At 46.9% G+C, this 25,547-nt stretch carries 37 protein-coding genes; 6 read left to right on the top strand and 31 right to left on the bottom strand.

Annotated elements, in window-relative coordinates:
• Positions 1-150: 150 nt before the first annotated feature.
• The 21 genes from J4N45_RS01910 to J4N45_RS01820 form a co-directional block, all read right to left on the bottom strand.
• Entirely contained in the window at positions 151-300 is a 150-nt protein-coding gene (locus tag J4N45_RS01910) for a hypothetical protein (protein WP_252013274.1), read from the bottom strand.
• Positions 293-493 carry a hypothetical protein gene (locus tag J4N45_RS01905; RefSeq protein WP_252013273.1) on the bottom strand — a complete coding sequence of 67 codons (201 nt, stop codon included), beginning with the start codon at positions 491-493 and terminating at the stop codon, positions 293-295. The genes J4N45_RS01910 and J4N45_RS01905 overlap by 8 nt, the downstream gene beginning before the upstream one ends.
• A gap of 97 nt (positions 494-590) precedes the next feature.
• Positions 591-1,031, bottom strand: coding sequence for a structural protein (locus tag J4N45_RS01900; protein WP_252014636.1), 441 nt, complete (start codon positions 1,029-1,031; stop codon positions 591-593).
• Between the two features lie 44 nt (positions 1,032-1,075).
• A complete protein-coding gene (locus J4N45_RS01895) occupies positions 1,076-1,807 on the bottom strand; it encodes a hypothetical protein (RefSeq protein ID WP_252013272.1) in 732 nt (243 codons plus the stop codon).
• Positions 1,808-1,809: 2 nt separating this feature from the next.
• Complete coding sequence (locus tag J4N45_RS01890) at positions 1,810-2,529, bottom strand: hypothetical protein (protein ID WP_252013271.1); 720 nt, start codon at positions 2,527-2,529, stop codon at positions 1,810-1,812.
• Positions 2,526-3,086 carry a chemotaxis protein gene (locus tag J4N45_RS01885; protein WP_252013270.1) on the bottom strand — a complete coding sequence of 187 codons (561 nt, stop codon included), beginning with the start codon at positions 3,084-3,086 and terminating at the stop codon, positions 2,526-2,528. The genes J4N45_RS01890 and J4N45_RS01885 overlap by 4 nt, the downstream gene beginning before the upstream one ends.
• A 1-nt stretch (position 3,087) precedes the next feature.
• The gene (locus J4N45_RS01880) at positions 3,088-3,462 is read right to left on the bottom strand and encodes a DNAase (protein WP_252013269.1); all 375 of its coding nucleotides are present in this window, start codon (positions 3,460-3,462) and stop codon (positions 3,088-3,090) included.
• Positions 3,459-3,659: a hypothetical protein gene (locus J4N45_RS01875; RefSeq protein WP_252013268.1), complete on the bottom strand. Its 201-nt coding sequence runs from the start codon at positions 3,657-3,659 to the stop codon at positions 3,459-3,461. The genes J4N45_RS01880 and J4N45_RS01875 overlap by 4 nt, the downstream gene beginning before the upstream one ends.
• Positions 3,660-3,788, bottom strand: a complete 129-nt coding sequence (locus J4N45_RS27180) for a hypothetical protein (protein ID WP_286036895.1) — start codon at positions 3,786-3,788, stop codon at positions 3,660-3,662. It abuts the gene before it with no gap.
• Positions 3,788-4,120 carry a hypothetical protein gene (locus tag J4N45_RS01870; protein ID WP_252013266.1) on the bottom strand — a complete coding sequence of 111 codons (333 nt, stop codon included), beginning with the start codon at positions 4,118-4,120 and terminating at the stop codon, positions 3,788-3,790. The genes J4N45_RS27180 and J4N45_RS01870 overlap by 1 nt, the downstream gene beginning before the upstream one ends.
• Positions 4,121-4,132: 12 nt before the next feature.
• Positions 4,133-4,963, bottom strand: coding sequence for a major capsid protein P2 (locus J4N45_RS01865; protein ID WP_252013263.1), 831 nt, complete (start codon positions 4,961-4,963; stop codon positions 4,133-4,135).
• Positions 4,964-4,966: 3 nt separating this feature from the next.
• The gene (locus J4N45_RS27175; RefSeq protein WP_286036894.1) at positions 4,967-5,095 is read right to left on the bottom strand and encodes a hypothetical protein; all 129 of its coding nucleotides are present in this window, start codon (positions 5,093-5,095) and stop codon (positions 4,967-4,969) included.
• A gap of 126 nt (positions 5,096-5,221) precedes the next feature.
• Complete coding sequence (locus tag J4N45_RS01860; protein ID WP_252013261.1) at positions 5,222-5,971, bottom strand: hypothetical protein; 750 nt, start codon at positions 5,969-5,971, stop codon at positions 5,222-5,224.
• Complete coding sequence (locus J4N45_RS01855; protein WP_252013259.1) at positions 5,946-6,383, bottom strand: hypothetical protein; 438 nt, start codon at positions 6,381-6,383, stop codon at positions 5,946-5,948. The genes J4N45_RS01860 and J4N45_RS01855 overlap by 26 nt, the downstream gene beginning before the upstream one ends.
• Complete coding sequence (locus J4N45_RS01850; RefSeq protein ID WP_252013257.1) at positions 6,376-6,894, bottom strand: hypothetical protein; 519 nt, start codon at positions 6,892-6,894, stop codon at positions 6,376-6,378. The genes J4N45_RS01855 and J4N45_RS01850 overlap by 8 nt, the downstream gene beginning before the upstream one ends.
• On the bottom strand, positions 6,887-7,195 hold the full coding sequence (locus tag J4N45_RS01845) for a hypothetical protein (protein WP_252013255.1): 309 nt from the start codon (positions 7,193-7,195) through the stop codon (positions 6,887-6,889). The genes J4N45_RS01850 and J4N45_RS01845 overlap by 8 nt, the downstream gene beginning before the upstream one ends.
• 66 nt (positions 7,196-7,261) lie before the next feature.
• Positions 7,262-9,055, bottom strand: coding sequence for a replication endonuclease (locus J4N45_RS01840; protein WP_252013253.1), 1,794 nt, complete (start codon positions 9,053-9,055; stop codon positions 7,262-7,264).
• A complete protein-coding gene (locus J4N45_RS01835; RefSeq protein WP_252013251.1) occupies positions 9,052-9,843 on the bottom strand; it encodes a hypothetical protein in 792 nt (263 codons plus the stop codon). The genes J4N45_RS01840 and J4N45_RS01835 overlap by 4 nt, the downstream gene beginning before the upstream one ends.
• 2 nt (positions 9,844-9,845) lie before the next feature.
• Positions 9,846-10,037, bottom strand: a complete 192-nt coding sequence (locus J4N45_RS01830) for a hypothetical protein (protein WP_252013248.1) — start codon at positions 10,035-10,037, stop codon at positions 9,846-9,848.
• Positions 10,038-10,039: 2 nt separating this feature from the next.
• Positions 10,040-10,222: a hypothetical protein gene (locus J4N45_RS01825; protein ID WP_252013246.1), complete on the bottom strand. Its 183-nt coding sequence runs from the start codon at positions 10,220-10,222 to the stop codon at positions 10,040-10,042.
• Positions 10,219-10,482, bottom strand: coding sequence for a pyocin activator PrtN family protein (locus J4N45_RS01820; RefSeq protein WP_252013244.1), 264 nt, complete (start codon positions 10,480-10,482; stop codon positions 10,219-10,221). The genes J4N45_RS01825 and J4N45_RS01820 overlap by 4 nt, the downstream gene beginning before the upstream one ends.
• A 133-nt stretch (positions 10,483-10,615) precedes the next feature.
• On the opposite strand from J4N45_RS01820, the gene J4N45_RS01815 reads away from it, so the two are divergent.
• A complete protein-coding gene (locus J4N45_RS01815; RefSeq protein ID WP_252013242.1) occupies positions 10,616-11,221 on the top strand; it encodes a S24 family peptidase in 606 nt (201 codons plus the stop codon).
• A gap of 395 nt (positions 11,222-11,616) precedes the next feature.
• Here J4N45_RS01815 and J4N45_RS01810 read toward each other — a convergent pair whose 3' ends face one another.
• Both J4N45_RS01810 and J4N45_RS01805 read right to left on the bottom strand, forming a co-directional pair.
• Positions 11,617-12,546, bottom strand: coding sequence for a hypothetical protein (locus J4N45_RS01810; RefSeq protein ID WP_252013240.1), 930 nt, complete (start codon positions 12,544-12,546; stop codon positions 11,617-11,619).
• A gap of 574 nt (positions 12,547-13,120) precedes the next feature.
• A complete protein-coding gene (locus tag J4N45_RS01805; protein WP_252013238.1) occupies positions 13,121-13,696 on the bottom strand; it encodes an outer membrane beta-barrel protein in 576 nt (191 codons plus the stop codon).
• Positions 13,697-13,912: 216 nt separating this feature from the next.
• Here J4N45_RS01805 and zur point away from each other — a divergent pair, with 216 nt between their 5' ends.
• Positions 13,913-14,365, top strand: a complete 453-nt coding sequence (gene zur, locus J4N45_RS01800) for a zinc uptake transcriptional repressor Zur (RefSeq protein WP_503055667.1) — start codon at positions 13,913-13,915, stop codon at positions 14,363-14,365.
• A gap of 8 nt (positions 14,366-14,373) precedes the next feature.
• On the top strand, positions 14,374-14,835 hold the full coding sequence (locus J4N45_RS01795) for a chemotaxis protein CheX (protein WP_234494614.1): 462 nt from the start codon (positions 14,374-14,376) through the stop codon (positions 14,833-14,835).
• 72 nt (positions 14,836-14,907) lie between these two features.
• On the opposite strand, the gene pmbA is transcribed toward J4N45_RS01795, so the two are convergent.
• Complete coding sequence (pmbA, locus tag J4N45_RS01790; RefSeq protein WP_252013236.1) at positions 14,908-16,251, bottom strand: metalloprotease PmbA; 1,344 nt, start codon at positions 16,249-16,251, stop codon at positions 14,908-14,910.
• 117 nt (positions 16,252-16,368) lie between these two features.
• Between pmbA and yjgA the strand changes: the two genes are divergently transcribed.
• On the top strand, positions 16,369-16,896 hold the full coding sequence (gene yjgA, locus J4N45_RS01785; protein ID WP_042478731.1) for a ribosome biogenesis factor YjgA: 528 nt from the start codon (positions 16,369-16,371) through the stop codon (positions 16,894-16,896).
• 60 nt (positions 16,897-16,956) lie between these two features.
• On the opposite strand, the gene thiQ is transcribed toward yjgA, so the two are convergent.
• The 5 genes from thiQ to mpl form a co-directional block, all read right to left on the bottom strand.
• Positions 16,957-17,661 carry a thiamine ABC transporter ATP-binding protein gene (thiQ, locus tag J4N45_RS01780; RefSeq protein ID WP_252013234.1) on the bottom strand — a complete coding sequence of 235 codons (705 nt, stop codon included), beginning with the start codon at positions 17,659-17,661 and terminating at the stop codon, positions 16,957-16,959.
• Positions 17,645-19,279, bottom strand: coding sequence for a thiamine/thiamine pyrophosphate ABC transporter permease (gene thiP / locus J4N45_RS01775; protein ID WP_252013231.1), 1,635 nt, complete (start codon positions 19,277-19,279; stop codon positions 17,645-17,647). The genes thiQ and thiP overlap by 17 nt, the downstream gene beginning before the upstream one ends.
• A 125-nt stretch (positions 19,280-19,404) precedes the next feature.
• Entirely contained in the window at positions 19,405-20,388 is a 984-nt protein-coding gene (gene thiB / locus J4N45_RS01770; RefSeq protein WP_503056842.1) for a thiamine ABC transporter substrate binding subunit, read from the bottom strand.
• Positions 20,389-20,743: 355 nt separating this feature from the next.
• The gene (locus tag J4N45_RS01765; protein ID WP_252013226.1) at positions 20,744-21,364 is read right to left on the bottom strand and encodes a flavin prenyltransferase UbiX; all 621 of its coding nucleotides are present in this window, start codon (positions 21,362-21,364) and stop codon (positions 20,744-20,746) included.
• Positions 21,364-22,713: a UDP-N-acetylmuramate:L-alanyl-gamma-D-glutamyl-meso-diaminopimelate ligase gene (gene mpl / locus J4N45_RS01760; RefSeq protein ID WP_252013224.1), complete on the bottom strand. Its 1,350-nt coding sequence runs from the start codon at positions 22,711-22,713 to the stop codon at positions 21,364-21,366. Before mpl ends, J4N45_RS01765 begins: the two co-directional genes overlap by 1 nt.
• A gap of 284 nt (positions 22,714-22,997) precedes the next feature.
• Between mpl and fbp the strand changes: the two genes are divergently transcribed.
• The gene (gene fbp, locus J4N45_RS01755) at positions 22,998-24,011 is read left to right on the top strand and encodes a class 1 fructose-bisphosphatase (RefSeq protein WP_252013222.1); all 1,014 of its coding nucleotides are present in this window, start codon (positions 22,998-23,000) and stop codon (positions 24,009-24,011) included.
• A gap of 135 nt (positions 24,012-24,146) precedes the next feature.
• Positions 24,147-24,677 carry an inorganic diphosphatase gene (ppa, locus tag J4N45_RS01750; RefSeq protein WP_252013220.1) on the top strand — a complete coding sequence of 177 codons (531 nt, stop codon included), beginning with the start codon at positions 24,147-24,149 and terminating at the stop codon, positions 24,675-24,677.
• Positions 24,678-24,766: 89 nt separating this feature from the next.
• On the opposite strand, the gene J4N45_RS01745 is transcribed toward ppa, so the two are convergent.
• Positions 24,767-25,126, bottom strand: a complete 360-nt coding sequence (locus J4N45_RS01745) for a DUF2799 domain-containing protein (RefSeq protein WP_252013218.1) — start codon at positions 25,124-25,126, stop codon at positions 24,767-24,769.
• A 12-nt stretch (positions 25,127-25,138) separates the two neighbouring features.
• Positions 25,139-25,504: a DUF2799 domain-containing protein gene (locus tag J4N45_RS01740; RefSeq protein WP_252013215.1), complete on the bottom strand. Its 366-nt coding sequence runs from the start codon at positions 25,502-25,504 to the stop codon at positions 25,139-25,141.
• Positions 25,505-25,547 lie beyond the last annotated feature (43 nt).

The following is a 25,547-nucleotide window of genomic DNA, read 5'->3' as shown; positions in this document are numbered from 1 at the left end:
GTATTTAGGTTCTATCATGGCAGTGCCTTGATAGTAAATATCGAAAAGCGCTGGAGCGTGCTCTGTTGTGGACTATCCCCAAAAATGATTGGTCAAGGTAGTCAAATCAACCTCCGGAGATGCCAGCGCCTTTCTCTATTACATCCGGTTTTATTTGTTTTCCAACCTAGTCAAACGCTCATCCATTTTTTCCATCATTAGCCTTAGCCATTTGATATCTGTCTTTAGGGCAACCCCAACTCCAACTCCACTAAATAACGCACTCACTGCAGCAACAATAATAGTCTGATACTCAGCCATTAAATTCATCCCGTATTGCTTCCCACAAACCAACCAAAATCGGTGCAGCCACACCAATCAAGCCACCCACTTGCACGCCTTCATGTGTCACACTTGCCGTCAATAGTTCAGGGTGCCCCGTTGCTAGCGCCAAACCTGCGCCAATGAGCGCAAGCCCCTTCTTAGTCGATGCCTGTTTCAAATCTATTTTCATTGCTGTTACTCCTAGCCGTTAATGCGCTTCCAGATATAAGCGCTGATTAAAGCGGTCAGGATGCCAACCGCTAGACGTTGCATTACTTCTTTTTGGGTCATGCCAGTGCTACCCCTTGCGCTGCATCTTCTAATGAGTAGTAACGCCCGACTTCCATAATCGACATGGAATGTACTAGGCGAGTCATAAACTCATCATCAAAAAGATTAAGCGGGGTACTGGCGCCCACGTTGAGGCGACCCGCCACGAACTGCACGTAGTTGTCCGTGTCGTTGTTGTCACTCTTTGGCGCAAAGCGGCTGATAATTCCTTGAAGGGTGTTCAGCCCATAAAGGTTTTGGTAGTTGCGAATGAGCTTGGTTGCCGCTCGAAAGCCATATTTCGAGTGCGAGAAGGTTTCAAACGCTTTATCTTTGGAGGGCGTTACTTTGCCTGTCCAAGCATTGTTACTTATGCGAATGTTGAGCGGGTTGTTGTTACGAATCCCGCGATTGAGTTGTGATTTCACGATGTTTACCCCTTTGGGTGCGCCAATCATCAGCGCACCAACTATCAGAACAAAGATGATTAGACGCATGGTGATTACTCTGGCATTGGTGGTGGCGCAATGATTTCAGACCCGACTAGTCGCAACGTTCCTGAATCTTCAAACAAGATATTCGCAGCGTTGAACTTGGTATCTGCTCCATCCAAATCACCGTGCATTTTGATGCCGATTTCAATTGGAAAGCCCTCGGAATATCGGTCGAATATTTCCACGATGTCACGGACAAAAACCGTCGCGACACACTCGCCTAGAAAAGAGAAAAAGCTTTGACCTGTTGAACCTTCTCCAGTCCTAACTAGATGGATTTTTTCATCAAAGATATACGTCTCTGCTCCCATGATGTAAGAGCTCATCGAACCACGCACAAAGCGACTGAGTGACACCTTTTCCGCATCGGTTAAATCGGTTCCGCCGTTTGCCCAATCTATGCGAAATGGAATATTCAGGCAGAACGTGAGTGCAACCATAGCGTTAGGGTCTTCATCCTTAAACGGCTCAACCAATCCATTCACCATCACCTTTGTTACTGGGTCGTTCTGATACTGGTAAAACGCTTTGTCACCCGCTGTATTGGTACTCGGCATGAGTTTTTTTAACGCAAATTTTTTCTCGTCAAAGCCTGCGCTCATTGTCGTGCTAGGAACTGGAGTAACCATGGTTTGTATTAACTCGCTGCTACCGCCGCCACCCAAGCTACTAAGCAAGTCATAAAGAAACTCAATTTTGTTGCGGCTGCTACCCGTTGGTAATGCTGGAAGGTTAGACATGATTAATACTCCAATACCTGCGCTTTATCGGGCGCGGCTCCTGTTAGTGTGAATGTGGCGGCAGTTGGAACCGTGAGCTTTTCGCCTGCCGTAAGCTCAAAGCCGTTAAGACTGATTAGCCCTGCGTTGGTACTGCTGGCTTTGATGATGACGCCATTGCGTGCAGGGTTAGCGGGCACCTCTAGCGGCATTTCTCCGCTCAGTGATGAAAGCGCGCTACCAGAGAGCACCTTGATTGTTTGCCCTGCTGCCAGTTCAACGCTTGGCATGGTGCCAACATTCACCGACTGACCGCTTTTGAGTTGAACGTCAGGCAGGGTTTTAACTTCGACTTGCTGACCATCTTCAATCTGCACTTTTGGCAGAGAGGACACGCCCACGCTTTGCCCTGCTTTAATTTCGACTTTGGGTAACTCAGTCACCCCTACCGTTTGACCAGGCAAGAAACTCACTGACGGCATGGTTTGAATATCGAGCTTTTGACCTTCTACTGGTGGGGTGAAATCCCCCACACCATGCTCAAGAGACAGTGCCCCTTCACCAGATAGAAGGATTCGGCCTAATGGCTTGCCATAGCGAAACACCGAGCGATTGGGTAGCGAGAAGCTTTCCCCTGTCGCGTCAATGTGCACCGATAACTTGCCCGAAATCGACTCAACAAAGAGCCATGTAGAATCAATAGTCAGGGGAATGGTTTGCCCCTTAGTGAGATTTAGGTTCATTTGCCTACCGCCTTAACCAGCACAAAGCCCAGTACAAACACAATCACTGCCATGAGTATCAATTGCTGCTTGTTGAGTGCGCTTTGCCCGTTGTCTTGTTTGAACTTGGCAAGCTCGGTGAGCTTGGCGAGATTTTCCGTATTTTGAGCCGCTTGGTTACCCGCAAGCCCTGCCATCATCTGCAAGTTTTCGCTGTTGGTGGTGCTGAACTCGTTGAGTGCACCCGCCGCGAACTTGAGACTGTTATCGGTGTTGCGTTCAACCAAGCCAAGCGTTTCACTCATGGCGCCACTGGCGAACTCATAAGATTCGTCCAGCGCATCACCCGCAAAAGCAAATGACTCGTCTACCGTGTCACTGGCAAACGCTAGGGTTTCTTTGCCGAACTCAAAGGATTTATCCACGGCGCCGTGGTCAGTGGCAGTAATATTGAGCGTGGAATCGCTCACCCCGCTGACTGCTACGCCTAAGTTGTCTCCATCAATGGCATTCTGACCACTGACGTTTTTGGTATTCGTTGTTGTATTGCTTGAGGAGCTACCGCCACCACCGCCCATGCTACAACCTCCACTTTAGATATTTGGCGTCACCGTGCGCTGTCTCCGTCACACCACCTAACCTTTTAAGTAGCCTCACCACCAAAGGGAAATAAGAGTGGCAAGCCATTGCGGTCAATTGGTTCTTTTTGACGAACTCAGAAAGTACACGGGTCGCCTTGAGCGCATTGGTGCCCACTGCCGCCCAAATGAAATAGGTTTGACCGCGCACCTCTCCCGCCAGCAAGCAATCTACCCCTTCGCCTTGAATGCGATAAATGCTTACTCGCCCCGCTTCAATCTCATGCTTCATCACATCAAAGTCATTCGGACAGGCACGAAAAGCAGGCTTGAGAGTGTTTATGGATGCTTGGTCTTGGGTTACGACACGAATCATTTTTTGCGCATCCAGACAATAAGCACGGCAACCACACCTGCGACAATCAACCAAGTCGGCACACCGCCGCCCATATTGATACCGCCTACGCTTTGCCCTGAACGGGTCGAGCCATGAGAAGATGATGGACCAGCCGCGCCGCCACCTGCATTGATAGGCATTGAGCCGCTATTCGTTAGAGAATCAAAACCAATCATTTACCACCTCAACTTGAACCAGATAACCACCGCAATCACAGCTAGAATCATCCACTTTGCTTTGTTGATTTCCTTGGCGGTGAGGTAACCCAAGGTCACCCCCGCCAAGCCTAAATAAGCTAACGGCATCACTTGCCCCCTTTGAGCGCAAACGCAAAGCCGCCTAGCACCAACACAGCCAATAGCGCGATGATTGCCACGCTCTGCCACTGCATACCACCAGAAGTGGTGTGCACTGGTTGCCCGTTAGGTTGCTGGTAATCATTATTGTTAGCTCGATTCTCGTCTGGACTGGCAGACTTAGCGCGGTCTAACTCGTTATCCATCTTGATACCAAGCCAATCCTCACCAAAGCCGCCGACCACATCCACCGCGCCGCCAACAATCTCACCTGCACCCTCTAGGATGCTGTCAAACCAACCACCACTTGAGGAGGTTTGAGCCACACTAGGGTTTTCCATTGGTCACCCCCTTTATTTCGCTGCGATAACGCCCACTTGCTCAATTGCTTCAATCAACACTGGCACACTGCCGTTCTGTGACTTATCAAGTTCGAATTGAAGCTGTTTTAGTGCGTTGGTAGGCAAGCGCCCCTCAACACCAAAGCCCGTTCGAACAAAATCAAGACTGAACCAACCTGCGTTTTGCTCTAGACCTGAAATCGCCAAGTCAAAAGCGTTATCCGCTTTGGTGACGTTGATTTCTTCCACGCTGTCACGCATGACACGAACACGGTCAATAGATGTGTCTTTGAAGTGAACACGCTTGAGTGAAAATGCTGGCGAACGCTCAGGAAAATCAAACGGCGTGCGACCTGTCGCGCTGGCGAACCAAGTCAGTGAGTAGATACGAGGTAAGTAAATACGCTGAGATTGTGCCGCAGTCGTATGTGAGCGAGCGCGAATACTTGGCGCAGGCGTACCACCCGCTTTTGAGGCAAGCTGGATATACACAAACCAGATTTCACCTTGCAGCGTGACCAGTTCACCAGTACGAACACCACCCTTAGTGCGAAGGGTTAAATCCGCAAATGGGATAACGTAGCGACCATCTTGAGTAAACTGCTTACGATGTTCTTGAAGGTCTACCAAGTCTTGACCAGTTAGGTTGTATACTTCCTTACCGTTCAGCGTGATACGAACACGCTCAACATCGGCAGGGTCAGTAATATCGGTGACCAACTCAATAGATTGATATGTAGGACCACTTACCAAGCGCAATGTGGCTTGGTTGCCCCAATTCACACCCTCTACAGGGTCTAAATCAAGTGGGCGCGGGTTAAATGGTGTGCTTAGTAGTTCCATAGCTTAAAACCACCCTGAGTTACCATTGATTTGCTCTTTGATAGGCTTGAGCGCGCCTACGTTGTTAATGACTGCCAATGCAATCAGCATGACCACGATGGTCATCAGCATTGTTTTATGACTAGCTTTCATATGTTTCCCCTGCTTCACAGCGTTGGAAAGGTTTAAAGGAGTCATTATCAAATCAGGTGGCGGGCAGTTCGTCACTAAAGTTCAACCTATAGGTATAACTTTTAACCTATAGGTTGAAATGAGACGTTAACGGTAGTTTCGAGAGAGCCTTTTGCCCGTTTCGCAGTTCAGTGCACCGCGCTCTAGGTTGCCAATGCCGTCACGAATAATCAGGTATTCGGCAATCGCTTTGCCGATACACTGCTTATTGACCTTGGCACTTTTAAGATCGGCAACCTCGTTAGAATGAACCCCTTTTTGCTTGGCAACCCAATCGGCATCCACGCCAGAGTTGACCGCACCAAGCCACCACACGCTTGATTGGTTGGTCACGGTTTTGGGCACCTCCTGACCTCGCTGAAAGATGGTGTGAACCACATGACCGAACTGGCGACCACCACGAAGCAATTCACCTGTTTTGCCCTCAAGCTTTCCTGATGTTTCCGCGCAGCTTGCCAGCTCCTCAATCACAACATGCAATTTGGGTTTATGACCATCGCCGAGCGCCCAAGCAATCGCGCTGAACGTTTCAAGCTCAGACATACACGCGCCCTTTGGGGGAATGTAGGCGAGCTTGAACGAACACCCCGAACGGCGCCCTTGCACTGCAGCCTTGATAAACTTGGCAGGGTCAGTAAAGCCGTGGCACATTTGCCCGTGAAACTTTTGCCCTGCGTAGTTGCGGTACGGGTCAAAGAACAAAGCTTGTGACTTCTTGGGTACTAGCCCCATGTATTTCACTGCACTGGTTTTGCCGCTACCCGTGCCACCAAGGTACACAGTGTGCTCGGCGTCGTGGGATGGGTTGGAGTTAATCGGGTTTACGATGAGAGTCACGCTCTGCCTCCTGCTGCTTTTTCAGTTCAAGGGCAGTGATTTGCTTTTTCGACGCCCACCACAACCCAAGGATTGCCAAGGCAAGGGTCATGACATTCATGTAATCGCCACATTGGTCGAGCAGTGCCCCACCGTATTGCTTGGCAACAGGGCGAGCCGCATTCACCACGCTTTGCTTGGCGCGCTCATCAAACTCAAAATCAATGTCTTTGAGAATCGATACGGCTTGCTCAACCACTACAAGCCCAGTAGTCACCAACGCATCAAACGCCTCACTGGTATCCACCTCTGGTTCAATACCTGCAGAGGCTAACGCGCCCTCTTGTGCTGACGGCTCATTGTTGAGATTTGCAATGTAAGCGTCCAACTCATCAAGGTTGTCAGCACTCGTTTCAACAGTTGGGTTACTCATGGCTATCACCCTCCTCACTCGGTTGTGGTTTAGCCAACATTCGCTTGATGGCAAAGAGCAGCACGACAATGACGCCAAGACAGGCGGTAACCTTGATAACTTTCGGTTTCAGGCTTGTCTTTGGCGGTGTTGACTCCGTGGTTTCAGTGGTACTTGGCTCGGTTGGTGGCAGCACATCAGCGGGAGGGGTTACCGTAGGCGAAAAACTCTCAACGCTTTCAACCGTTGATTCAACCGACTCTTCAACCGTTGGCTCAACCTTGTCAGATAAGGCTTGGAGCGCTTCCTTGGTTTCGGTCATGTTGTCAGTGCAATAGCCACTCACGGTTTTGCTCATTGAACTGTTGCCGCAGCTAGGGCACTTGTAATAGAGCAAGCCAAGGTTGCGACCGTTCTTGACCGTTTCCCCGCTATCTATCAAGCGACCTTCACCCACCATGTGAACGGTGGCAGTGCTGCTACAAACGGGGCACGGCACATAGCCGCGCACTGGATTTGGCGTTTTACTCATCGGTGGTCGCCTCCTCAATCACTGCATTCAACTGCTTTTCAAGCGCCTGTTTGCGCTGCTCTCGAATGGCTCGATTTGATTTAGCGACTAGCTTTGCTTTGTCGATAAGCTTTGGATCTAAGCCAAGGACAGAAAGTGGGTCAACACCGCCCATAATCACTTTAGGCGCTAGTGACAAAAGCTCACTCGGTGAAAAGTCTTTGACGGTGTCGAACGCCGCCTCTAATTCAGTTTCTAGCGCATCAATTGTGTTAAGGCGCACAAGCTCCGCTTGGCACTCATCTTTGGTCATGGTTTTCATGGATTACCCCTGTTTCACAACGTTGGTGTAGTTCTGGAAGTATTTGGCCTACCATAGGCCAAATACTCAGTAGACGATTAATCGGTTCTGTTTGAGTCGTATTTTGCTGTACTGGTCGATCGTGATCGTTGCCCCTCTAGACAGCGGAACAAGTAAGCATTGAACTCCCTTAACGCTCCATCCGGTCACGTCTCGAAGAGCCTGAATTAATTGGGAGTTACAGTTATTCTCAGTGCTCCAAGGTACGGCACTCCGTGCCTTTTGAAGACGTTTCACGTCTTTCTTTTTCACGATGCTATAGCACTCGCTTGCAGTTTGGATTAGTTGCCCCAACCATGAAAAGCCAATCACTTTTTTGTTGGTTTCACCGTATTGGTTTTGCTTGGATTCATAAGCAACTTTGGCACCCTTGGCGAGTTGGCAGAATAGCGACCACTTTGAAGAATCTGCTGCTTGTCGTAACTCCTCTAGCTTCGGGTCTATTTTTGTCTGCTCTGGAGTAGTTCGACGTAGGTTGCGCCACAAAGAAACGGGCTCACCACCAAACTGTTGAAATTGCCTAATGCGGTGGGTAGAAGCCCAAGCTCGAGCCCGATAAGCGTACTCTTCGGATTCAGATTCTGGCATGTGCTTACCATTGATGTTCTTAGACACGTACTTGGCGATATAGGCAGTTGCACCGCCCTTCTTTGGGTCTGCCTCTTTAACATCAAATCGAGGAGAGATATCGTTTCCTAGCTCTTGCCTGTCTTCGTTGATCGCACACCCTTTGAGAATGCTAATAACGGTCTGTTTGTCCTTCGGCGCGCAAAACAAAAAGTAGTGAGAGTGGCTTGTGGCATCTTTGTGCGGCTCAGCGACACGAAACCCGAAATACTCCACATCTTCTTTCGCTATCAACGCACGTCCAACAGCCCACTTGTGCATTAGAGCCTTATGCCCCTCTTTTACAGATGAACCATTCCACTTTCTGGATATCCTGTGGTACTTGCTCGGTAGCGTCCAAGTAATGAAAAGTGCCGTGAAGCCCAAATCTTGCGCTAACTCTTCAAAGCCTCGCGAACGCACCATCATTTCGATACGTCGATTTTCTGGGTTTGCAGTCGTCCTCTTGATCACTTCCTCTAAGTCAAAAGCTTCACCCGTCTCGTTATTCATCACTGCCATAGCCTCGACATACTGCTTAGCTTCGCGTTGCTTCTGCTTCCAGTTGGCAAAAGATATGGCACTGATAACAGGAGCTTGATGGTTACTCTCTCCGACTCGTTCGAGAGCGATTTGGGAGTACTCAATATATTGCGCTCGAAGGTGTAGTAGTCGCCCTTCAATCCATGTCTCTGATTGCATTTTAAGAGCAGCTACTTCCAAATCTTGCTCTAGCTCTTCAGGCTTACTTTGCTCCTTTTTAAAATTGATTCGCGGTGCATTCACATGGATTTCTTGCAGCGTCAAAGCTTGGAGTTCATAAACATGCTTGAGAGCTTCAAGATAACTACTGAAAGTCTCTGGCAACTTCTCGTCACTCAACATTTCCGCGCAGCTATCGGCATAGCTTTTCGCCAACTTACTTACTGCATCATCACGCATCAAAATATCGTGGTTCAAAGGCTCAGCCTTGGCTTTGGTTCGGCTATCAACAAATGAGAACTTATCCTCAATAAAGCTCGCTCTTTTTAAGCCAAACTTAACCGCATCTTCAGCAGCCTTGATTAGGTTATCTTGCGAAGGGTTCTTACGCTCCATTCGCTTTGCAACTTTCATCTTGACGTCAGCTTTCACTAATTGGGGCAGTCTTGGAAAGAAGCGGCGAGTAAATGCAGATAACTTAAGAACCTCTGCTGGTTCAATCGAAGTAATCATGTAAAACACATCCCTGAATCACAGAAGTTTGAAAACATGTCGATTTGTCCATCAGAAAACACGACTTCATCAATAGGCTTACCAGATTTGTGAAGCCACAAATGCGGGTAGTCCTTTTGAAGTTCACGTTCAAAAAGGACAGCCTTACTAAAATCGTTAGGAGCATTCTGCTTCATGTCTGCCCATTCCAAGTCATGTCGATTTGGACACATCCAACAAGCTGAACGAGGAGGGGTCGGTAAGCCCGCTTTTTCAACAACCCTGATAGCATCAGCTCGACTAAGACGTAGCTCGATTAGAGGATATCGGTTTTGCCATTTACCAATCGTGGCTTTGACTCTTCGTATCTCATCAGTAGTAATACCAAGCCACATATCAAACTGGCTCTTCGGAAAGCGCTCATTACAAACTCGCCTCACAACCTCTTTCTTCCATTTATCACTGCAATAGCCCGGCTGCTTACCACACAAACCGTTGGTGTCTCTCCCGTTCCATTCAGTAAAAACGGGAGGAAGAACGTTATTACCCTTGAAATCAGTAATATCGTGATTCGTATAATCACTCTTTTGAACGATGAGGTACTCAAGACCAATGCGACGACATAGCGGTTCGATATGTTCTTTTTGATATGTGAAGACGTCGGTCATTTCTCTCTCGGTATCCGACATTACAACCAAGTCAGGCTTTGGGAGTACTCCTTGGCTTATCAACACAATCATCGCGTTAGACTGTGTCCCTCCACCACTGGAGAACACATTAATTCGTTCCGAATTGAATTTGAAAGCCATCACTACCCCCTGCATTGAACCGAGGTGCACACATAACTTAGCGGCTTACTTTTTCGTTTCTTACGAACGCCAATTCCATGTTTTTCTCTAAGCTTTTGGAGCAAGTAAATAGAACGCTGACGCTTTTCTGGATCTGGGTTTGCCATACCCGCCATATCGGGGCATGGCATGTGGATAGGATTCGTTACCTGCATGGTTACGCCTCCACACTTTCCATTAACTCAATTGCTTCCTCAAGCTGAATCAAAACACCAGATAGGTAGTTATCTTCATCCACATCATTACAAGGGCACATATGGTTCTCGATGACCTTGTGTAACAGTTTTGCTTCCGTTGAGTGAGAAAAGTCTAGGCTGATACCGTGTAGTGGATAACTCATAACGTACCTCCGTTTACTGACTGCCAATCACTCGTTGCTTCAGCATGGCGTTGGTCTATGTACGCTGCGAGATCTTCAATTTTGATTAATGATGGGCTGCGCTCAGAATCACGCAACTTGAAGGTAGGGACGGGAAAGTCACAAGCCTTAGCTCGCTGCTCTGCCGTTTTTGGAGTGATGCCGAAAAACTCTTGGCATACCTGCTTTAGTTCAACTGTAGGGCTTTCAAATCGCGCCAATAGTGCAAAATTTGTGTTCATATTTCCTCCATGTTGTACACTTGAGGTAACTAAAGTTAATTCGCAACTCCTCAAGTTTCCTCAAAAATGATTTGAGTTAATTATGAGGAATTATTTCTACATTTCAACCCACTTTTGAAGAATTGAGATAATTATGAGTGATTTTGAGTTAAGTTTGAGGAAGCTTAAAGAAGTTACGAATACCTCCACAAATGCAGAGCTGGCAAAGGTTTTAGAGATATCACCGAAGACAATTTACACGTGGCGAGAGCGCCAAAACATACCAGAAAAAATCTTTCTTAAAGCTAGACAGTTGTCACAGAAAGCAACCACTTTGCCTATGGGTTACCTAGAGCTAAAGTTCTTTGACATTGAGGTAAGTGCTGGACACGGGGCGCTCGTCGAGAAAGAGGAAGAATCAACTGCTATGGTATTTAGCGAAAAATTCTTAAGACAAGACTTAGGCTATAACCCTGCAAACGTGTTCTTGATGCCTGTTCGTGGTGACAGCATGAGCCCTACGTTGAAGAATCAAAGCATTGTAATGGTCAACCGCGTTGATGGCTTCTCTACCGATGGTATTTACGTCTTTAGATATGACGGTCGTTTGATGGTTAAGCGGCTACAGTTCTTACCTAATGGTATTAAGGTTGTAAGTGACAACACCGCTTATGAGCCTTGGGAACTGGAGAAAAAAGATATCAAGAGCGCTGATTTTGAGATCATTGGTGAAGTAGTCTGGTCGGGACAAAGAATGTAAATCGGGAAGCCTTCTAACTTATTGGGAGGCTTTTTTTATATACTCATTAGCTTTGTAAACACCTGCCATCCAAATAGAGGACAACACGAACAAGCAGATTTGGATAACACCACCGGTCAAGTTTGTGTTAAGTGTTACGTAAACGTAGGCTCCCAAACAAAGTAACAACAGGATCAGTGTTAAGCCGAAGAATACTGTTAAGCCATATCTGTTGATATGCTTGCTGCCAAGATTATCAGATATAACTAGATTTATACTTTGAGCGAATATCATAAAGCTAGCCACAGACCAGTCCGTTGAAGTCAAGATATCAAAAGGCTTTGAGATAATAGCCTTTGTAATCATCAAGACCACAAACGGTACTAGGATAAAAATGTAGCTAGATAGAAACTTTCTCATTCAAAAAGGTTTGCCTGTTGTGTATCAGATAGTAGATTGCTCTCTTTCACTCGATGCACTTTAGTGATTTCAGCGTTCACATTCCGAACTGAGCCATTCTGCCCCTTCACGATACTGCATTTTAAGTTAACTTCGATTAAGTTATTTGCTCTTACAGCGGGCATCTTGCCTGATTGGTAGTCAATCAACCATTCACTATCTGTGATTTTCGCATAGTATTTTCGTTCGGTGACGACACTCTGTACATACCACGATGAGTCTCCTACATTGCATGGACGAAGAGCAATAACAGTATCATCACCATCATACGGTTCTGGTTTAAGCTTTTTTAACTCACTTATAGAAACTGAAGAACGAAAAGATCTATTAAACTGAAGTACCTGAGCAGATTTCTTGTTCTTCTCTGAATTGATAACCTCAAAGTGCTCTTTTGGCATAAGTAACGTACCTGCATCAGATATATCATTCATAACTTCCGCAAGGGTTACTCTGTCGAAATAGGGCTCACGCCTTTCAATCTCTGTTTGCTCACCTTTGGATGAGCGACTCTCAATAAAATCAGCTGTATCCTTTTCGAGCTCTCTAGCTTTACTTTCGATATTGTCGTCAGAAGCGTCATTAAGCAGCAGCTTTGCTAACTGTAATCCAATGAAGCTTAGCACACCCGGTTTATAACCCACCTTATTCTTGAGTTTTACCGAACCTTCAGTTACGCGCTCTAATTGGAAAACTGAAAACTCATCCGGTTCTAGTTCTTGACCAACTAACTCAATGAACTTCCTATAAGCTTTCGTGTAGCCATATAAGGAAAGTAACATCTCTTCTGGACGATCACGGTTTTTGAGGTGCTCTAGTCTCAGTGTTACATCAAATAACTGGGCAGGTTGTTTAAGTTTGGGTGTGTGATTTTTATTTTGAGTAGCCATAAGACGATTTTTTTGTCGTAAACCTATGAGAGATATAACACAAATATCAATCTTTAGACAATTGGCAATCCGTTTATTCCTTTTAAGCGGTACCCCTATAGTACCCCTCAAATATCACAAAGCTTTATATACAAGGAATAGCAATCCAATCGAGCATCGGTGCCACGGATAAGCGGTTTGATTGGAAATTGCTTGTGTTATCTGGCTTGGTCATTGTTTTACCTAATAATTTTACCCATCAAATCCGCTTTGAGTATTACTCAATCCATTGCTTCCAAGAACAACAGTGATTGCATTGGAAGCGCTACCGAAACTCGCTAGCGGCATGGAAGTACATTAACTTCAAAGCAATCTGGTCTAAATAGAGGCAGGCATAATACACACAGAGCAAGATAGTTTCAAAAAGAAACCACCATCTAGAACATTCATAACTAGGCTAGCAAGCCTCTACTGCAACAATAGCAACTCTAGGTTTATAACTAACCTGTTGATTATCAGGATTGATGGAGGAAAGCAGAGGAGTTCAGTTGGTATAATGCTCTACCTCTGAATGACGAAGGTAGAGCATTTGAAGTTAGAATCGGTAATAGATACCTGCGTTTAAACCAGAGATTGTCGAGTTGAGGTCGACACCATCTTCTTCGAAGTCAATATAAACACCGCGATAGCCTACAGTGAAAGCAAAGCCGTTTTCTGCCTCGTAACCGAAATCTACGCCATATTGCCAACCAAGATCGGTCGAATCACTTGTCTCTCTATTCGCTGTAAATAGCTCCGTGGCTGTCGTTTTGTATTGTCCAATACCACCTACAAGACCAACGTAGATTGGTAGATCTTTGATGTAGAACTTAGGCTTTAGATTCAAAGACACGCCTTGCCCTTCAAGCTTCAACACATTTTGGAAGTTAGCATCGCTTAAGTTTCTGTACTCCAACTCAAAGCCAAGACCAACATTATCTGCCACCGCCATCTCATAACCAGCAAACAAAGCAAATGGCACTCCGTCTACATCTTCATTCAAGCTTATACCATTCATTTCAAGCTCTACTTTATTGAATAGACCAACTTGCCCGCCAACATAAGGTGCATTTTGAGCGCCTGCGAAAGCTAAAGAAGGGGCTAATAGTGAGACTAATAAAAGTTTTTTCATTCTAATACCTATTTAATTATTATATGCAACTGCGGGCATTAAATAGAAATAACGAATGCAAATCAACCACCTAGAATAAGAAACAGTCCTCATATCACATTCATTACACCGACATTTGGTTAAAAGATCATCTGGTGTCTCTTTGAACAATGAAACTAACGACCTATTGCTGGATTTAGTATAAAATGGGCGGAATTCGCTAAGATAGGTGGACATGTGGATCAGAAGCTAATCAAACAACTAGAAGATATTTGCTCGGTACGAGGAGTTCGTTTAACACCTCAGCGAAAGCGTGTGTATGAACTCATTTGTGAAAGTAACAAGGCGTCTAGTGCTTATGAATTACTTGACCTGTTAAAAGTGAGTGAACCACAAGCGAAACCGCCAACAGTCTATCGCGCTTTAGACTTCCTTTTAGAACAAGGATTTATCCACCGAGTTGAATCTACCAACAGTTTTGTCTCTTGCTGTTCATTTGGTGAGCATAAACACTACTCGCATCTGCTGATTTGTGACAAGTGCGGTAATGTCGTTGAACTACAAGATGATATTCTGATAGCCTTGCTAAATAGCAACGTTGAAAAACATGGCTTCCAATTGTCAAACCACGTTATAGAAACTCATGGCACATGCCAGACGTGTTTATCATTGGAAGAGCAGAATAAATAGAAGAAGTTATGCGCGCTGAATTTGTAAATCCGTTTTTAGCCTCACTGATGAACGTGCTAAAAACGATGGCTTCAATGGAGATCAAGCCACTTAAGCCAAGAATTAAAAAAGACGAAATCGCTCGTGGCGACGTCTCTGGTCTAATAGGTATGGTAGGGAATCAAACCCGCGGCTCAATGTCGATTACCTTTGAAGAGGGATTAGCCCTCGAGATCATGCAAAACATGTTAGGGGAAAAACCCCACGGCTTAAACGAAGAAGTCACCGATATGGTGGGTGAAATTACCAACATGGTAACAGGCGGAGCGAAGCGTATCCTCGCGGAAAATGGCTTTGACTTTGATATGGCAACACCCGTAGTTGTTTCGGGCAAAGGACACACCATTCGTCACAAATGCGATGGCGCGATTATCCTCATGCCATTTACCTCTGAATGGGGTAATGCCTTTATTGAGATCTGCTTTGAGTAGTGCATAATATCGGAATGATAAAAAGGGCGTCATTGCAAAATGACGCCCTTTTTCTATCTGGTCATCGAGTGGTTATTCACCTGCGACTTTCAATGACTCAAGCAAAATAGAACCGGTTTGGATCTGTGAGCGAGTTTCGACATCATTGCCTACCGCTACGATCTGTTTGAACATCTGAGCAAGGTTTCCGGCTACGGTAATTTCAGATACTGGGTACTGGATTTCACCATTCTCAACCCAGAAGCCTGCCGCTCCACGAGAGTAATCACCGGTGACGATGTTCACACCCTGCCCCATTACTTCCGTGACCAATAGACCAGTACCAAGCTGCTTGAGCATGGCATCAAAATCTTGCCCTGTCGATTTCACAAACCAGTTGTGAATACCGCCCGCGTGACCGGTTGGTGTCATCTTCATCTTACGCGCTGCATAGCTTGTTAGCAGGTAGGTCGCTAATTTGCCATCGGTAATGATATCCATGTCCTTAGTGGCAACGCCTTCGTTATCAAACGGGCTTGAAGCCAAACCGCGCAGTAGGTGCGGTTTTTCTTGCACTGAGAACCAATCTGGCAGAATCTGTTCGCCCAGTTTATCTAGCAAGAAGGATGACTTACGGTAAAGGTTACCGCCACTGATGCTCATCACTAGGTGACCAATCAAACCAGTTGCCACATCGTTGGCAAACAGCACTGGGTATTGACCCGTTTTGACCTTTCTTGGGTCTAGACGCTCAACGGTTTTCTTGGCTGCCTTCTCACCAACAGATTCTGGAGTCCAAAGATCATCACGGTGGCGAGCTAACGTGTAGCTGTAATCACGCTCCATATCACCGTTTTCGCCCTGACCGATCACGCTACAGCTGATGCTGTGACGGCTGGAGGCATAACCCGCTAGCAAGCCGTGCGAGTTACCGTAAACTTTTACACCATAGTGGCTGTCATAGCTGGCACCATCGCTTTGTTTGATCTTATCGCTATATGCCAACGCGGCTTTCTCAGCGGCAATGGCTTTTTGTGCCGCGGTATCCGGGTTAGGCTCATCAGGATGGAACAAATCGAGATCTGGTATATCCGTTACCATGAGTTCTTTCGGCGCAGGACCTGCGAAAGGGTCTTCTGAGGTGTATTGGGCGATATCCAATGCCGCCGCAACGGTCTGCGCTATCGCTTTCTCACTCAAATCGGAAGTAGAGGCACTGCCTTTTTTCTGTCCGCGATATACGGTAATGCCAAGTGCACCGTCACTGTTGAACTCCACGTTTTCAACCTCGCACATGCGAGTAGATACGCTAAGACCTGTGCTCTTGGTGATCGCAACCTCTGCAGCATCTGCACTTACTGAAGCCATATCTAACGCTTTCGCAACTGCTGCTTCTAGCTCAGCTTTTTGCTGAGCGACTTGCTCTCTTACGTCCATATTTATCTAATTCTTTGCCAATAACTTTGTCTAGAATAACAAGGTTTTCGCATTCTCCCCAGATTTCTTGCTAAAATAGCGGATATTCGTAATGAGATAGTGATATAGGCAGACATCATGGCCCGCAAAAATCAGAAAGCGCCTTGGGAAGAGGAAGAAGAGATCATTTGGGTAAGTAGAACCGAAATGAAAAACGACATGGAAGAGTTACAAAAACTCGGCGAAGAGTTGGTTGATCTAAAACCTGCTGTGTTGGATAAATTCCCACTAAGCGAAGATCTGAGAGAAGCGATCGCAGATGCGCAGCGCTTTAAGAACGAAGCTAAGCGTCGTCAGTTGCAATACATTGGTAAGCTAATGCGCACCGAAGATCCTGAGCCAATTCAAGCCGCTCTTGATCGTGTACGTAACAAGCACTCTCAATCTACTGCAGCTTTGCACAAGCTTGAGCAATTGCGCGACCGCATCATTGCAGAGGGTGATGAGGCAATTGCAGCAGCAATGGAGCTTTACCCTGAGCTTGACCGTCAGCGCTTGCGTCAACTTGCTCGTCAAGCAAACAAAGAGAAAAAAGCCGGGAAGCCAGCAAAAGCATTCCGTGAAATCTTCCAGATGCTGAAGCATGAAGAAGAGCAAGAGTTCTAAACGTTAGGCTCATCGTGATATCAAAAAGGCAACGGAGTAATTCGTTGCCTTTTTGTTTGCCTAATGCGCAGCTTGTACAAATGCCGCTAGTGCTTGGTTAGGGTGCGTTGAGGTTAATTCTTCTATCTCCTCGATTACCTCGATTTTGCCCTTGGCAAGATAAGCAAAACGATTGGCAATAGCACGCGCGTCACTAAGATGATGCGTCACCATAATCACCGTTGCCTGTTTTTCTGTTGCCAAATCTTGCACCACCGACAGCATCTCTTTGCGAAGGATGGGGTCAAGCGCGGAAAAAGGCTCATCCAAAAGCCAAATAGGATGCGGCTGCACGAAACAGCGTGCAAGGGCGACTCGCTGTTTTTGACCACCTGAGAGCTCTGAGGGTAAGCGAGTTAACATCTCCCCTAACCCTACCTTGTCTGCCGCACTGACCACCGTCGCTTTATCAGAACTAGTGAGCTTAAGTGCTGGGTTCAACCCTAAACCAATATTGTCGAACACCGTCAAATGATCGAAAAGGTTGTGCTCTTGAAATAACATAGAGAGTGGTCTTTCATGAGGCTGCAAAGACGTAATACCCCGCCCTTCGACCTCAATATCGCCAGATTCTGGCTGACAAAAGCCAGAGACCAAAGCCAATAGTGTTGACTTGCCAGCCCCGCTTGGACCAATAAGGGAAACAATATCGCCGCGTTTTACCTCGAGCGAGAAATGAAACCAATCACTGTGGTAACGATAGGCGACGTTATTTAGATTCAGCATGACGAGAGCTTTCCTGACGTTTGGTTTGAGACGTGACGGTATGTGAGTACGAGGCTCGATTCAATGAATCGGTGAGTGAAAAAATACCAATGCTGAAAGCAAATAGCACCAGTGACACCACCGCTGCGGCCTCTAGCTGGTAGCTACCCATCAACTGATAAAGGTAAAGCGGTAAGGTGTTAAAATCTTGGCTACCAAACAATGCAATTACGGTAAGGTCACCCATAGACAAGATAAAACTGATGGCAAAAGCATGCAGTATCGGAGCACGAATAGCACGCCACTCCATCAACCAGAACCGACGCAATCCTTGCATACCTAGGCTCTGCCACAATGGATAGTACTGAGTCGCAATACGTTGCATCGGTTGATTTAGGGTTTTGATGACATAAGGCAGTGCCATCAAAGCATTGACCAACACCACAATGCCAAACGCCAAGCTAAATACGTTCGTCATGCCTCGCAGCATCAAGAAGGTTGCTGTACTGAGCACTAAGGCTGGCGTGACTAGGATGATGGTGCCAATTAGCTCAATGCCATCGGCGCGACGAGGCTGAGATTTGAGCCTGAGCACGCGGGTGGTTGAGAGCAAGATAACACCCACCAGCAGTGAGATACACGCTGCAAGTATAGCCACCTGAATAGACGTGCTGACGGCACTCCAAAAGCGTGGGTCGCTAAGCACGCCCGTCAACTTTGAGTTCAATCCACTAAGCACAATAGCGAGTATAGGAGGGATAACGAGCATTAGGGTTGCCATGATCCAAATGCTATCCCAACTCTTTTTCAGCAGCGTGTCTTTGGGCTGTAGGCTTGGTTTAGTGCGAAAATTACTCTTACCCGATACCTGTTTGCTAAAGCGTCCCACCAACATCACTAAAGCGGCGCATATCACCATCTGCCACAGCGCTAGCACAGCGCCAGTCTGCAAATCAAAATCAAACTTTATCGCTTGATAGATGGCAAGCTCGATGGTGGTCGCCTGTGGACCTCCCCCCAACGCCATAACTGTGGCAAAACTGGTAAAGCAAAGCATGAACACCAACCCAATGACATGGGGAAGATGTGATTTGAGCCTTGGCCACTCCACCAAGCGAAAACATTGCCAACTGTTCATACCAAGATGAAGCGCGAGTTTACGCTGCTCTTCCGGCACGCCTTCGATGGTCACTAGCAACAGACGCGTAGCAAAAGGAAGATTAAAGAAAACGTGCGCTAGGAGAATTCCGTTTAGCCCATAGATGGAAAAAAGCGCCGAGCCATCATTCAACCACCTTGAGATAATGCCTTGATTGCCATAGATGGCAACAATACCAAACACACCGACCAGAACCGGCATCACTAAAGTGGTAGCAAACAACTTGAGCAGCCACTCTCGTCCCCAAAAATGGCGACGGGAGAAAGCGTGAGCGACAGGCACGGCTAGCCCTACGCTCAATAGCGTAGACAGGCTTGCTTGCCAAAAACTAAACTTGGCAACGTATTGATAATACGGGTCAGTAAAAAGAAGACCGATATCACTAATCGAAGAGTATGACAGCAGTGTCCACAGGGACGCCAATACATACACAGCGATAAATAAGGCGACCACTAAGCCAGCTTTAGGGGTTTGAATCACAGTTACCTCAATGGAAAGTGGATGCCTAGAAAAGTCACTCTCAAAACAGGGGAGTAACATCATCGATTGGTGAAAACCGCTCGCCCTTTATGTCTGCACACGGAGGGCGAACGTATTTCTGGGCGTTACTTGATCAGCGCAGCTTGCCACTCACGAATCCAAGCTTTGCGATTGCTTGCGACTTCATCTGGTGAGAACGACAGAGCTTTCGCTGGAATAGTTAGGTTTTCAAACCCTTCTGGCAGCTTTCTATCTACAACAGGGTACATCCAATTTCCAGTTGGGATGTTGGATTGGAAGCCGTCCGATACAATGAACTGCATAAACTCATCGGCGAGTTTCTGGTTTTTACTGCCCGCTACTTTCGCTGCAACTTCAACCTGAGTGTAGTGACCCTCAGCAAAGTCAGCCGCGACAAAGCGATTATCTTGCTCGGCAATGATGTGATAAGCCGGCGATGTGGTGTACGACAATACAAGATCCGATTCTCCCTCTAGGAACATCGAATAAGCTTCTGACCACCCCTTAGTCACTGTCACGGTTTTCTTCGCTAGCTGCTGCCATGCCGCACTAGAATCGTCACCGTAGACCGACTTCATCCAAAGCAATAAACCTTGTCCTGGTGTGGAGGTGCGAGGGTCTTGGTAGATAACCTTTAGGTCATCACGCTGCTCGACCAGCTCCTTAAGGCTCTTAGGTGGGTTAGTCACTTTCTCTTTGTTGTACACAAACGCGAAATAACCGTAGTCAAATGGGACAAAAATATCATTGCTCCAACCGTTTGGTAGCGACACTGAAGACAAGTCTGCGTTGTGCTTGTCGAGCAGGCCTGATTTCTTCGCTTCACTCATCAAATTGTTGTCCAAACCCAGCACCACATCGGCTTGTGTGCTGCTGCCTTCTAGGCGCAGTCGATTAAGGATCGAGACACCATCGTCAAGGGCAACAAAGTTTAGATCACAGCCACACTGTGCTTCGAATGCTTTCTCAATCGCAGGACCAGGTCCCCAGTCAGAAGCAAACGAATCATAGGTGTAGACCGTCAGCGTGTCGGCTGCGGCAAGATGAGAGGTCGCAAGAAGTGCGGTCGCTAGAGCGACTTTGGTGATTGAGTGGTTTTTCACTGGTTCTGTCCTTAGTTATTGTTGTCAGATCCAGAAAAAATGTCGGAACGTTCTATAGCAGCAAAGAGCTATTAAACGCGATGCGATGGACAGAAATAACAGTCACCAGACATCATGATTCAAACCAAGTGAACATGCTCAGTGAGTATTGCAGCCTCATCCCTACGCCAGCATTATCTGGATCAGGGCTGTTCTCGAAAGTACGCGGGTATCAGGCTTCGCCTTCTCTCAGCACCACTGCTAGTGCACCCCGTGAGTTACAACCTTTTGCAGGCGAATTGTAACCTTTTCGTCACAGATTCGCCAAATCTATCCTTAATTTCAGTTAGCCCACGCTTAATTATCGTTGGTCATATCCCCAGCGAGGCACAAGGTTTTGCTCAAGCCCCATATGGTCCAACACGCGAGCAACAATAAAGTCCACCAAGTCATCAATAGACTGAGGCTGATGATAAAAGCCAGGAGCCGCAGGCATTATCGTCACGCCCATCAGTGACAACTTGTGCATGTTCTCCAGATGAATGGTCGAAAATGGCGTTTCACGCACCACTAAAAGAAGCTGACCTTTTTCTTTGATGACCACATCCGCAGCACGCTCGATCAGGTTATCTGACATACCATGCGCAATTGCCGCCACACTGCCCGCAGAGCAAGGACAAACGATCATTTGCTTAGGTGCCGCAGAGCCTGATGCGACAGGAGAGAACCAATCCTCTTTACCACAAACAACCAGCTTCTCTGGGTCGCAGTTAAGGCGCTCGACTAGGGCTTTGTGTGCCGCATCTGGACCACTTGGCAGCTTGATATCGTGCTCGGTCGCCAACACCACGCGAGCCGCGGAAGAGATAAGAAGATAGACGGTGTAATCTTGAGCAAGCAAACATTCGAGCAAGCGCATGCCGTAAGGCGCGCCTGACGCGCCCGTGAATGCAAGAGTAATGGCTTTGTCTGCCGGTTTCATTAGGCAAGTGCCTCCAGTAATTTCTGATGAATGCCACCAAAACCGCCGTTACTCATGACGAGGATTTGATCACCCGCTTGAGCCTGCTCCGCGATCATTGCGACCAGTGAATCGATATCATCACTGACGCGAGCTGGCTGGATACAAGCATCAGCAATGTCTTGCACGGACCACTCAATGCTATCTGGCTGGAACAAGAAGACTTGGTCGGCTATGGTTAAAGATTGCGCTAGCGTTGCTTTGTGTACACCGCGCTTCATCGTTGCGCTGCGCGGCTCTAATACCGCAAAGATTCGCTTATCGCCGACCTTGTTACGAAGCCCATCCAATGTGAGTTCAATGGCTGTTGGATGATGGGCAAAGTCATCATAGACCGTCACTTGATTGACTTCACCTTTTAGCTCTAAACGTCGCTTGGTATTGATGAATTTACCCAGCGCTTCGCAAGCGAGATCCGGTGTTACCCCGACATGTCTCGCCCCAGCGATGGCCATCAGCGCATTATCCACATTGTGATCGCCAACCAAATCCCAGTTGACCTCTCCCACCTTTTCGCCGTGCAAGTAGACCTCAAAGTGTGAGCCATCGATATTTAGTTTATTCGCATGCCAGTCAGCATCAAGGCCGGTGTGCTCGACCTCACTCCAGCAGCCACGCCCTAACACATCCACCAAGGCTTTATCGACTTTCGGCGCCATAATGCGACCGTTACCTGGCACGGTTCTCACTAAGTGGTGGAATTGGCGCTTGATCGCCTCAAGATCATCGAAGATGTCCGCATGATCAAACTCCAGGTTATTCATGATCAAGGTGCGTGGGTGGTAGTGTACAAACTTAGAACGCTTGTCGAAAAAAGCACTGTCGTACTCATCCGCTTCGACGACAAAAAACATTGATTCACCTAGCCTTGCCGACTGACCAAAGTTCCCTAATACACCGCCAACCAAGAAACCCGGTTGATAACCGCAGTCTTCTAATATCCAGCTCAGCATACTGGACGTGGTGGTTTTGCCATGCGTCCCTGATACCGCCAATACCCAGCGGTCATGCAATAAGAATTCTTGTAGCCACTGAGGACCTGAGGTGTATCGAAGATTGTGATTAAGTACATACTCGACACAAGGATTGCCGCGACTCATTGCATTTCCGATAACAACAAGGTCTGGTGCAGGGTTAAGCTGCGATGGGTCGAAGCCCTCGATGATCTCGATACCCTCAGATTCCAATAAGGTGCTCATTGGGGGGTAGACGTTGGCATCACTGCCCGTCACTCGATGTCCTAACTGCTGCGCCAAAACGGCAGCGCCACCCATAAAGGTGCCGCAGATACCAAGGATATGAATATGCATAACTTGCTCTCTTAATCTTTGTTGCGTGTTAGTTTACGCCATTGTCGCTATATATACCCAAAGCGCGTGTTAAAAGCGAGAAAGTTAGTGGTTAGACAAATAAATGTGACATTCATCATACAAATTAACACTCTGTAGTCTTACTTCATTACCATTAAAAAGTTCTGCCCCCTACAATAACCATGTGTGTAGATGAATACCCCCAAACTCGCGCAATCGTTTGACTGCGCGTCACTCCACGCACATACCCCCAAGAAAATAAGCAAAAAAGTTAAGGATATAACATGTCTGATATGCGCACCCTTGGCGAATTCATTGTTGAGAAGCAACATGATTTCCCCCACGCTAGCGGTGATCTCTCCTCTCTTTTGTCTTCTATTAGACTTGCTGCAAAAATTGTTAACCGCGAAATCAACAAGGCCGGTCTTGTTGATATCACTGGTGCTGTTGGCACAGACAATGTTCAAGGCGAAGCTCAACAAAAACTTGATGTCTATGCGAACGATAAGTTCAAAGCAGCGCTAGAAGCGCGTGACCAAGTTTGTGGTGTCGCGAGTGAAGAAGAAGATGAGGCAGTCGCGTTCAATAAAGAACTCAACAAGAACGCTAAGTATGTGGTGTTGATGGATCCTCTAGACGGTTCGTCAAACATCGATGTTAACGTATCGGTTGGTACTATCTTCTCTATTTATCGTCGAATCTCTCCGGTAGGCACTCCACCTACTCAAGAAGACTTCCTACAGCCTGGTAACAAACAAGTTGCCGCAGGTTACGTCGTCTACGGTTCATCAACCATGTTGGTATACACAACGGGTAAAGGCGTTAACGGCTTCACCTATGACCCGTCGATCGGCAGCTTCTGCCTGTCTCATGAGAATATGATGATCCCTGAAGATGGCACTATCTACTCGATCAACGAAGGGAACTACATCCGTTTCCCTATGGGTGTGAAGAAGTACATCAAGTACTGTCAGGAGAATGTGCCAGAAGATAAGCGTCCATATACGTCACGCTACATCGGTTCATTGGTATCTGACTTCCACCGCAACCTGCTAAAAGGTGGCATCTACCTGTACCCAAGTACGCAGAGTCACCCAAGCGGTAAACTGCGTCTACTTTACGAGTGCAACCCTATGGCATTCATTATGGAGCAAGCCGGCGGTGTCGCTTCCGATGGTGAACAGCGCATCATGGATATCAAGCCTACTGAGCTCCACCAGCGCGTGCCATTCTTTGTCGGCTCTAAGCGAATGGTCGAAAAAGTCGAATCATTCCTCGAAGAGTATAAAGACCAATAACTTCGAAGTGCCTCTCATTAGAGGCACTTTTTGTTTCAAAAGTAAGCAAGTATACTGACCTGTAAACGATTCGTGTTTCAGCCCCACATTCCTTGCGTCAAAGGGAATGATGTATAAAGAAAAAGGAAAGTCAAAATGAGCTTAAACAATGTACCAGCGGGTAAGTCGCTGCCTGATGACATCTATGTAGTAATCGAAATTCCTGCCAACGCAGACCCTATCAAGTACGAAGTAGATAAAGATTCTGGCGCAGTATTTGTCGATCGTTTCATGTCTGCCCCTATGTTCTACCCGTGTAACTATGGTTACGTTAACCATACGCTCTCTTTGGATGGAGACCCAGTAGACGTATTGGTTCCAACGCCTTATCCACTGATGCCAGGCTCAGTGATTCGATGCCGCCCTGTTGGCGTCTTGAAGATGACTGATGAGTCAGGTGAAGACGCAAAAGTGTTTGCCGTACCGCACAGCAAGCTTTCAAAAGAGTATGACCATATTCAAGATGTCGGTGATATCCCAGAGTTACTAAAAGCGCAAATCACGCAGTTCTTTGAGCGCTACAAAGAGCTCGAAGCAGGTAAGTGGGTGAAAGTGGACGGTTGGGCTGACGTGCAATCGGCTCGTGATGAGATTCAATCTTCATACGACCGCGCGCAAGGTAAGTAATCGAAGCGGTAATTAATCGAAGTAAATAGCATTTAAAAAGCTCTCGGCTTAACGTTCGAGAGCTTTTTTTGTGGATGACGCTTTACTACTCAATAAAGGCTTCTGCCCCTCGAGGCTTTGCCGTTGTTGTACCAGGTACGAAACGTCGGTCGTAACTCATCACAAATGCCGCGATAGAGCTCGCCTTTCTTACCCAGAATTTTGGGGTCTTGCTTACAGTACTCTGCTCTTCCTTGCTCGTACCCATCAGAATACGCACTGTAGATCTCATTCGTTACTGAAACCGTTGCAGCCGCTGCTAGCTCTTGCGTGGTTTGTTTGACATAACCAACCAGCGCTTCCTCTTTGCCATATTGACGCCAATCGCTCGGCTTATTGCTTGCCGGCCCTGAAGACTGCGCACAAGCGACCAACAGCAACAGGGTTAGAGATGCCATTAACACTCTCATATCTCCCCCTTATCAACGTCGAGCGCGGGCATTCTTGCCACGCCAGTATTCTTCGGCATAACGTCTATCTAAATCATTACAAATGCCGTAGTAGATCTTTCCTTGGTGCCCAAGAATGAACGGGTCCTGCTTACAATATTCATTCTTTCCAGATTGATAGCCCGATTGATAACTTTTGAAATTATCATCGCTGATATTCGGTACTTTTTTGGCAAGTTCATTCTGGCTTTCAATAATGTAGCCTTTCATCGCCCACTGGTAACCAAAATCTTGCCAGTTCTGTTGGTCACCTTGTGTCGGCGGCTTGAGCTGCACGCAAGCGGATATCAGCACCAATGTACTCAGTAGTAACAAGTGTCTCTGCATTTTCTTTGGCATAGAACCTCCTATTCACTTATCTAGTACGAGACAGCCTTGTCTT

This window comes from Vibrio sp. SCSIO 43140 (assembly GCF_023716585.1).
In the GTDB taxonomy this organism is placed as follows: Bacteria; Pseudomonadota; Gammaproteobacteria; order Enterobacterales; family Vibrionaceae; genus Vibrio; species Vibrio maritimus_B.
This window is presented reverse-complemented; position numbering and strand designations above follow the sequence as displayed.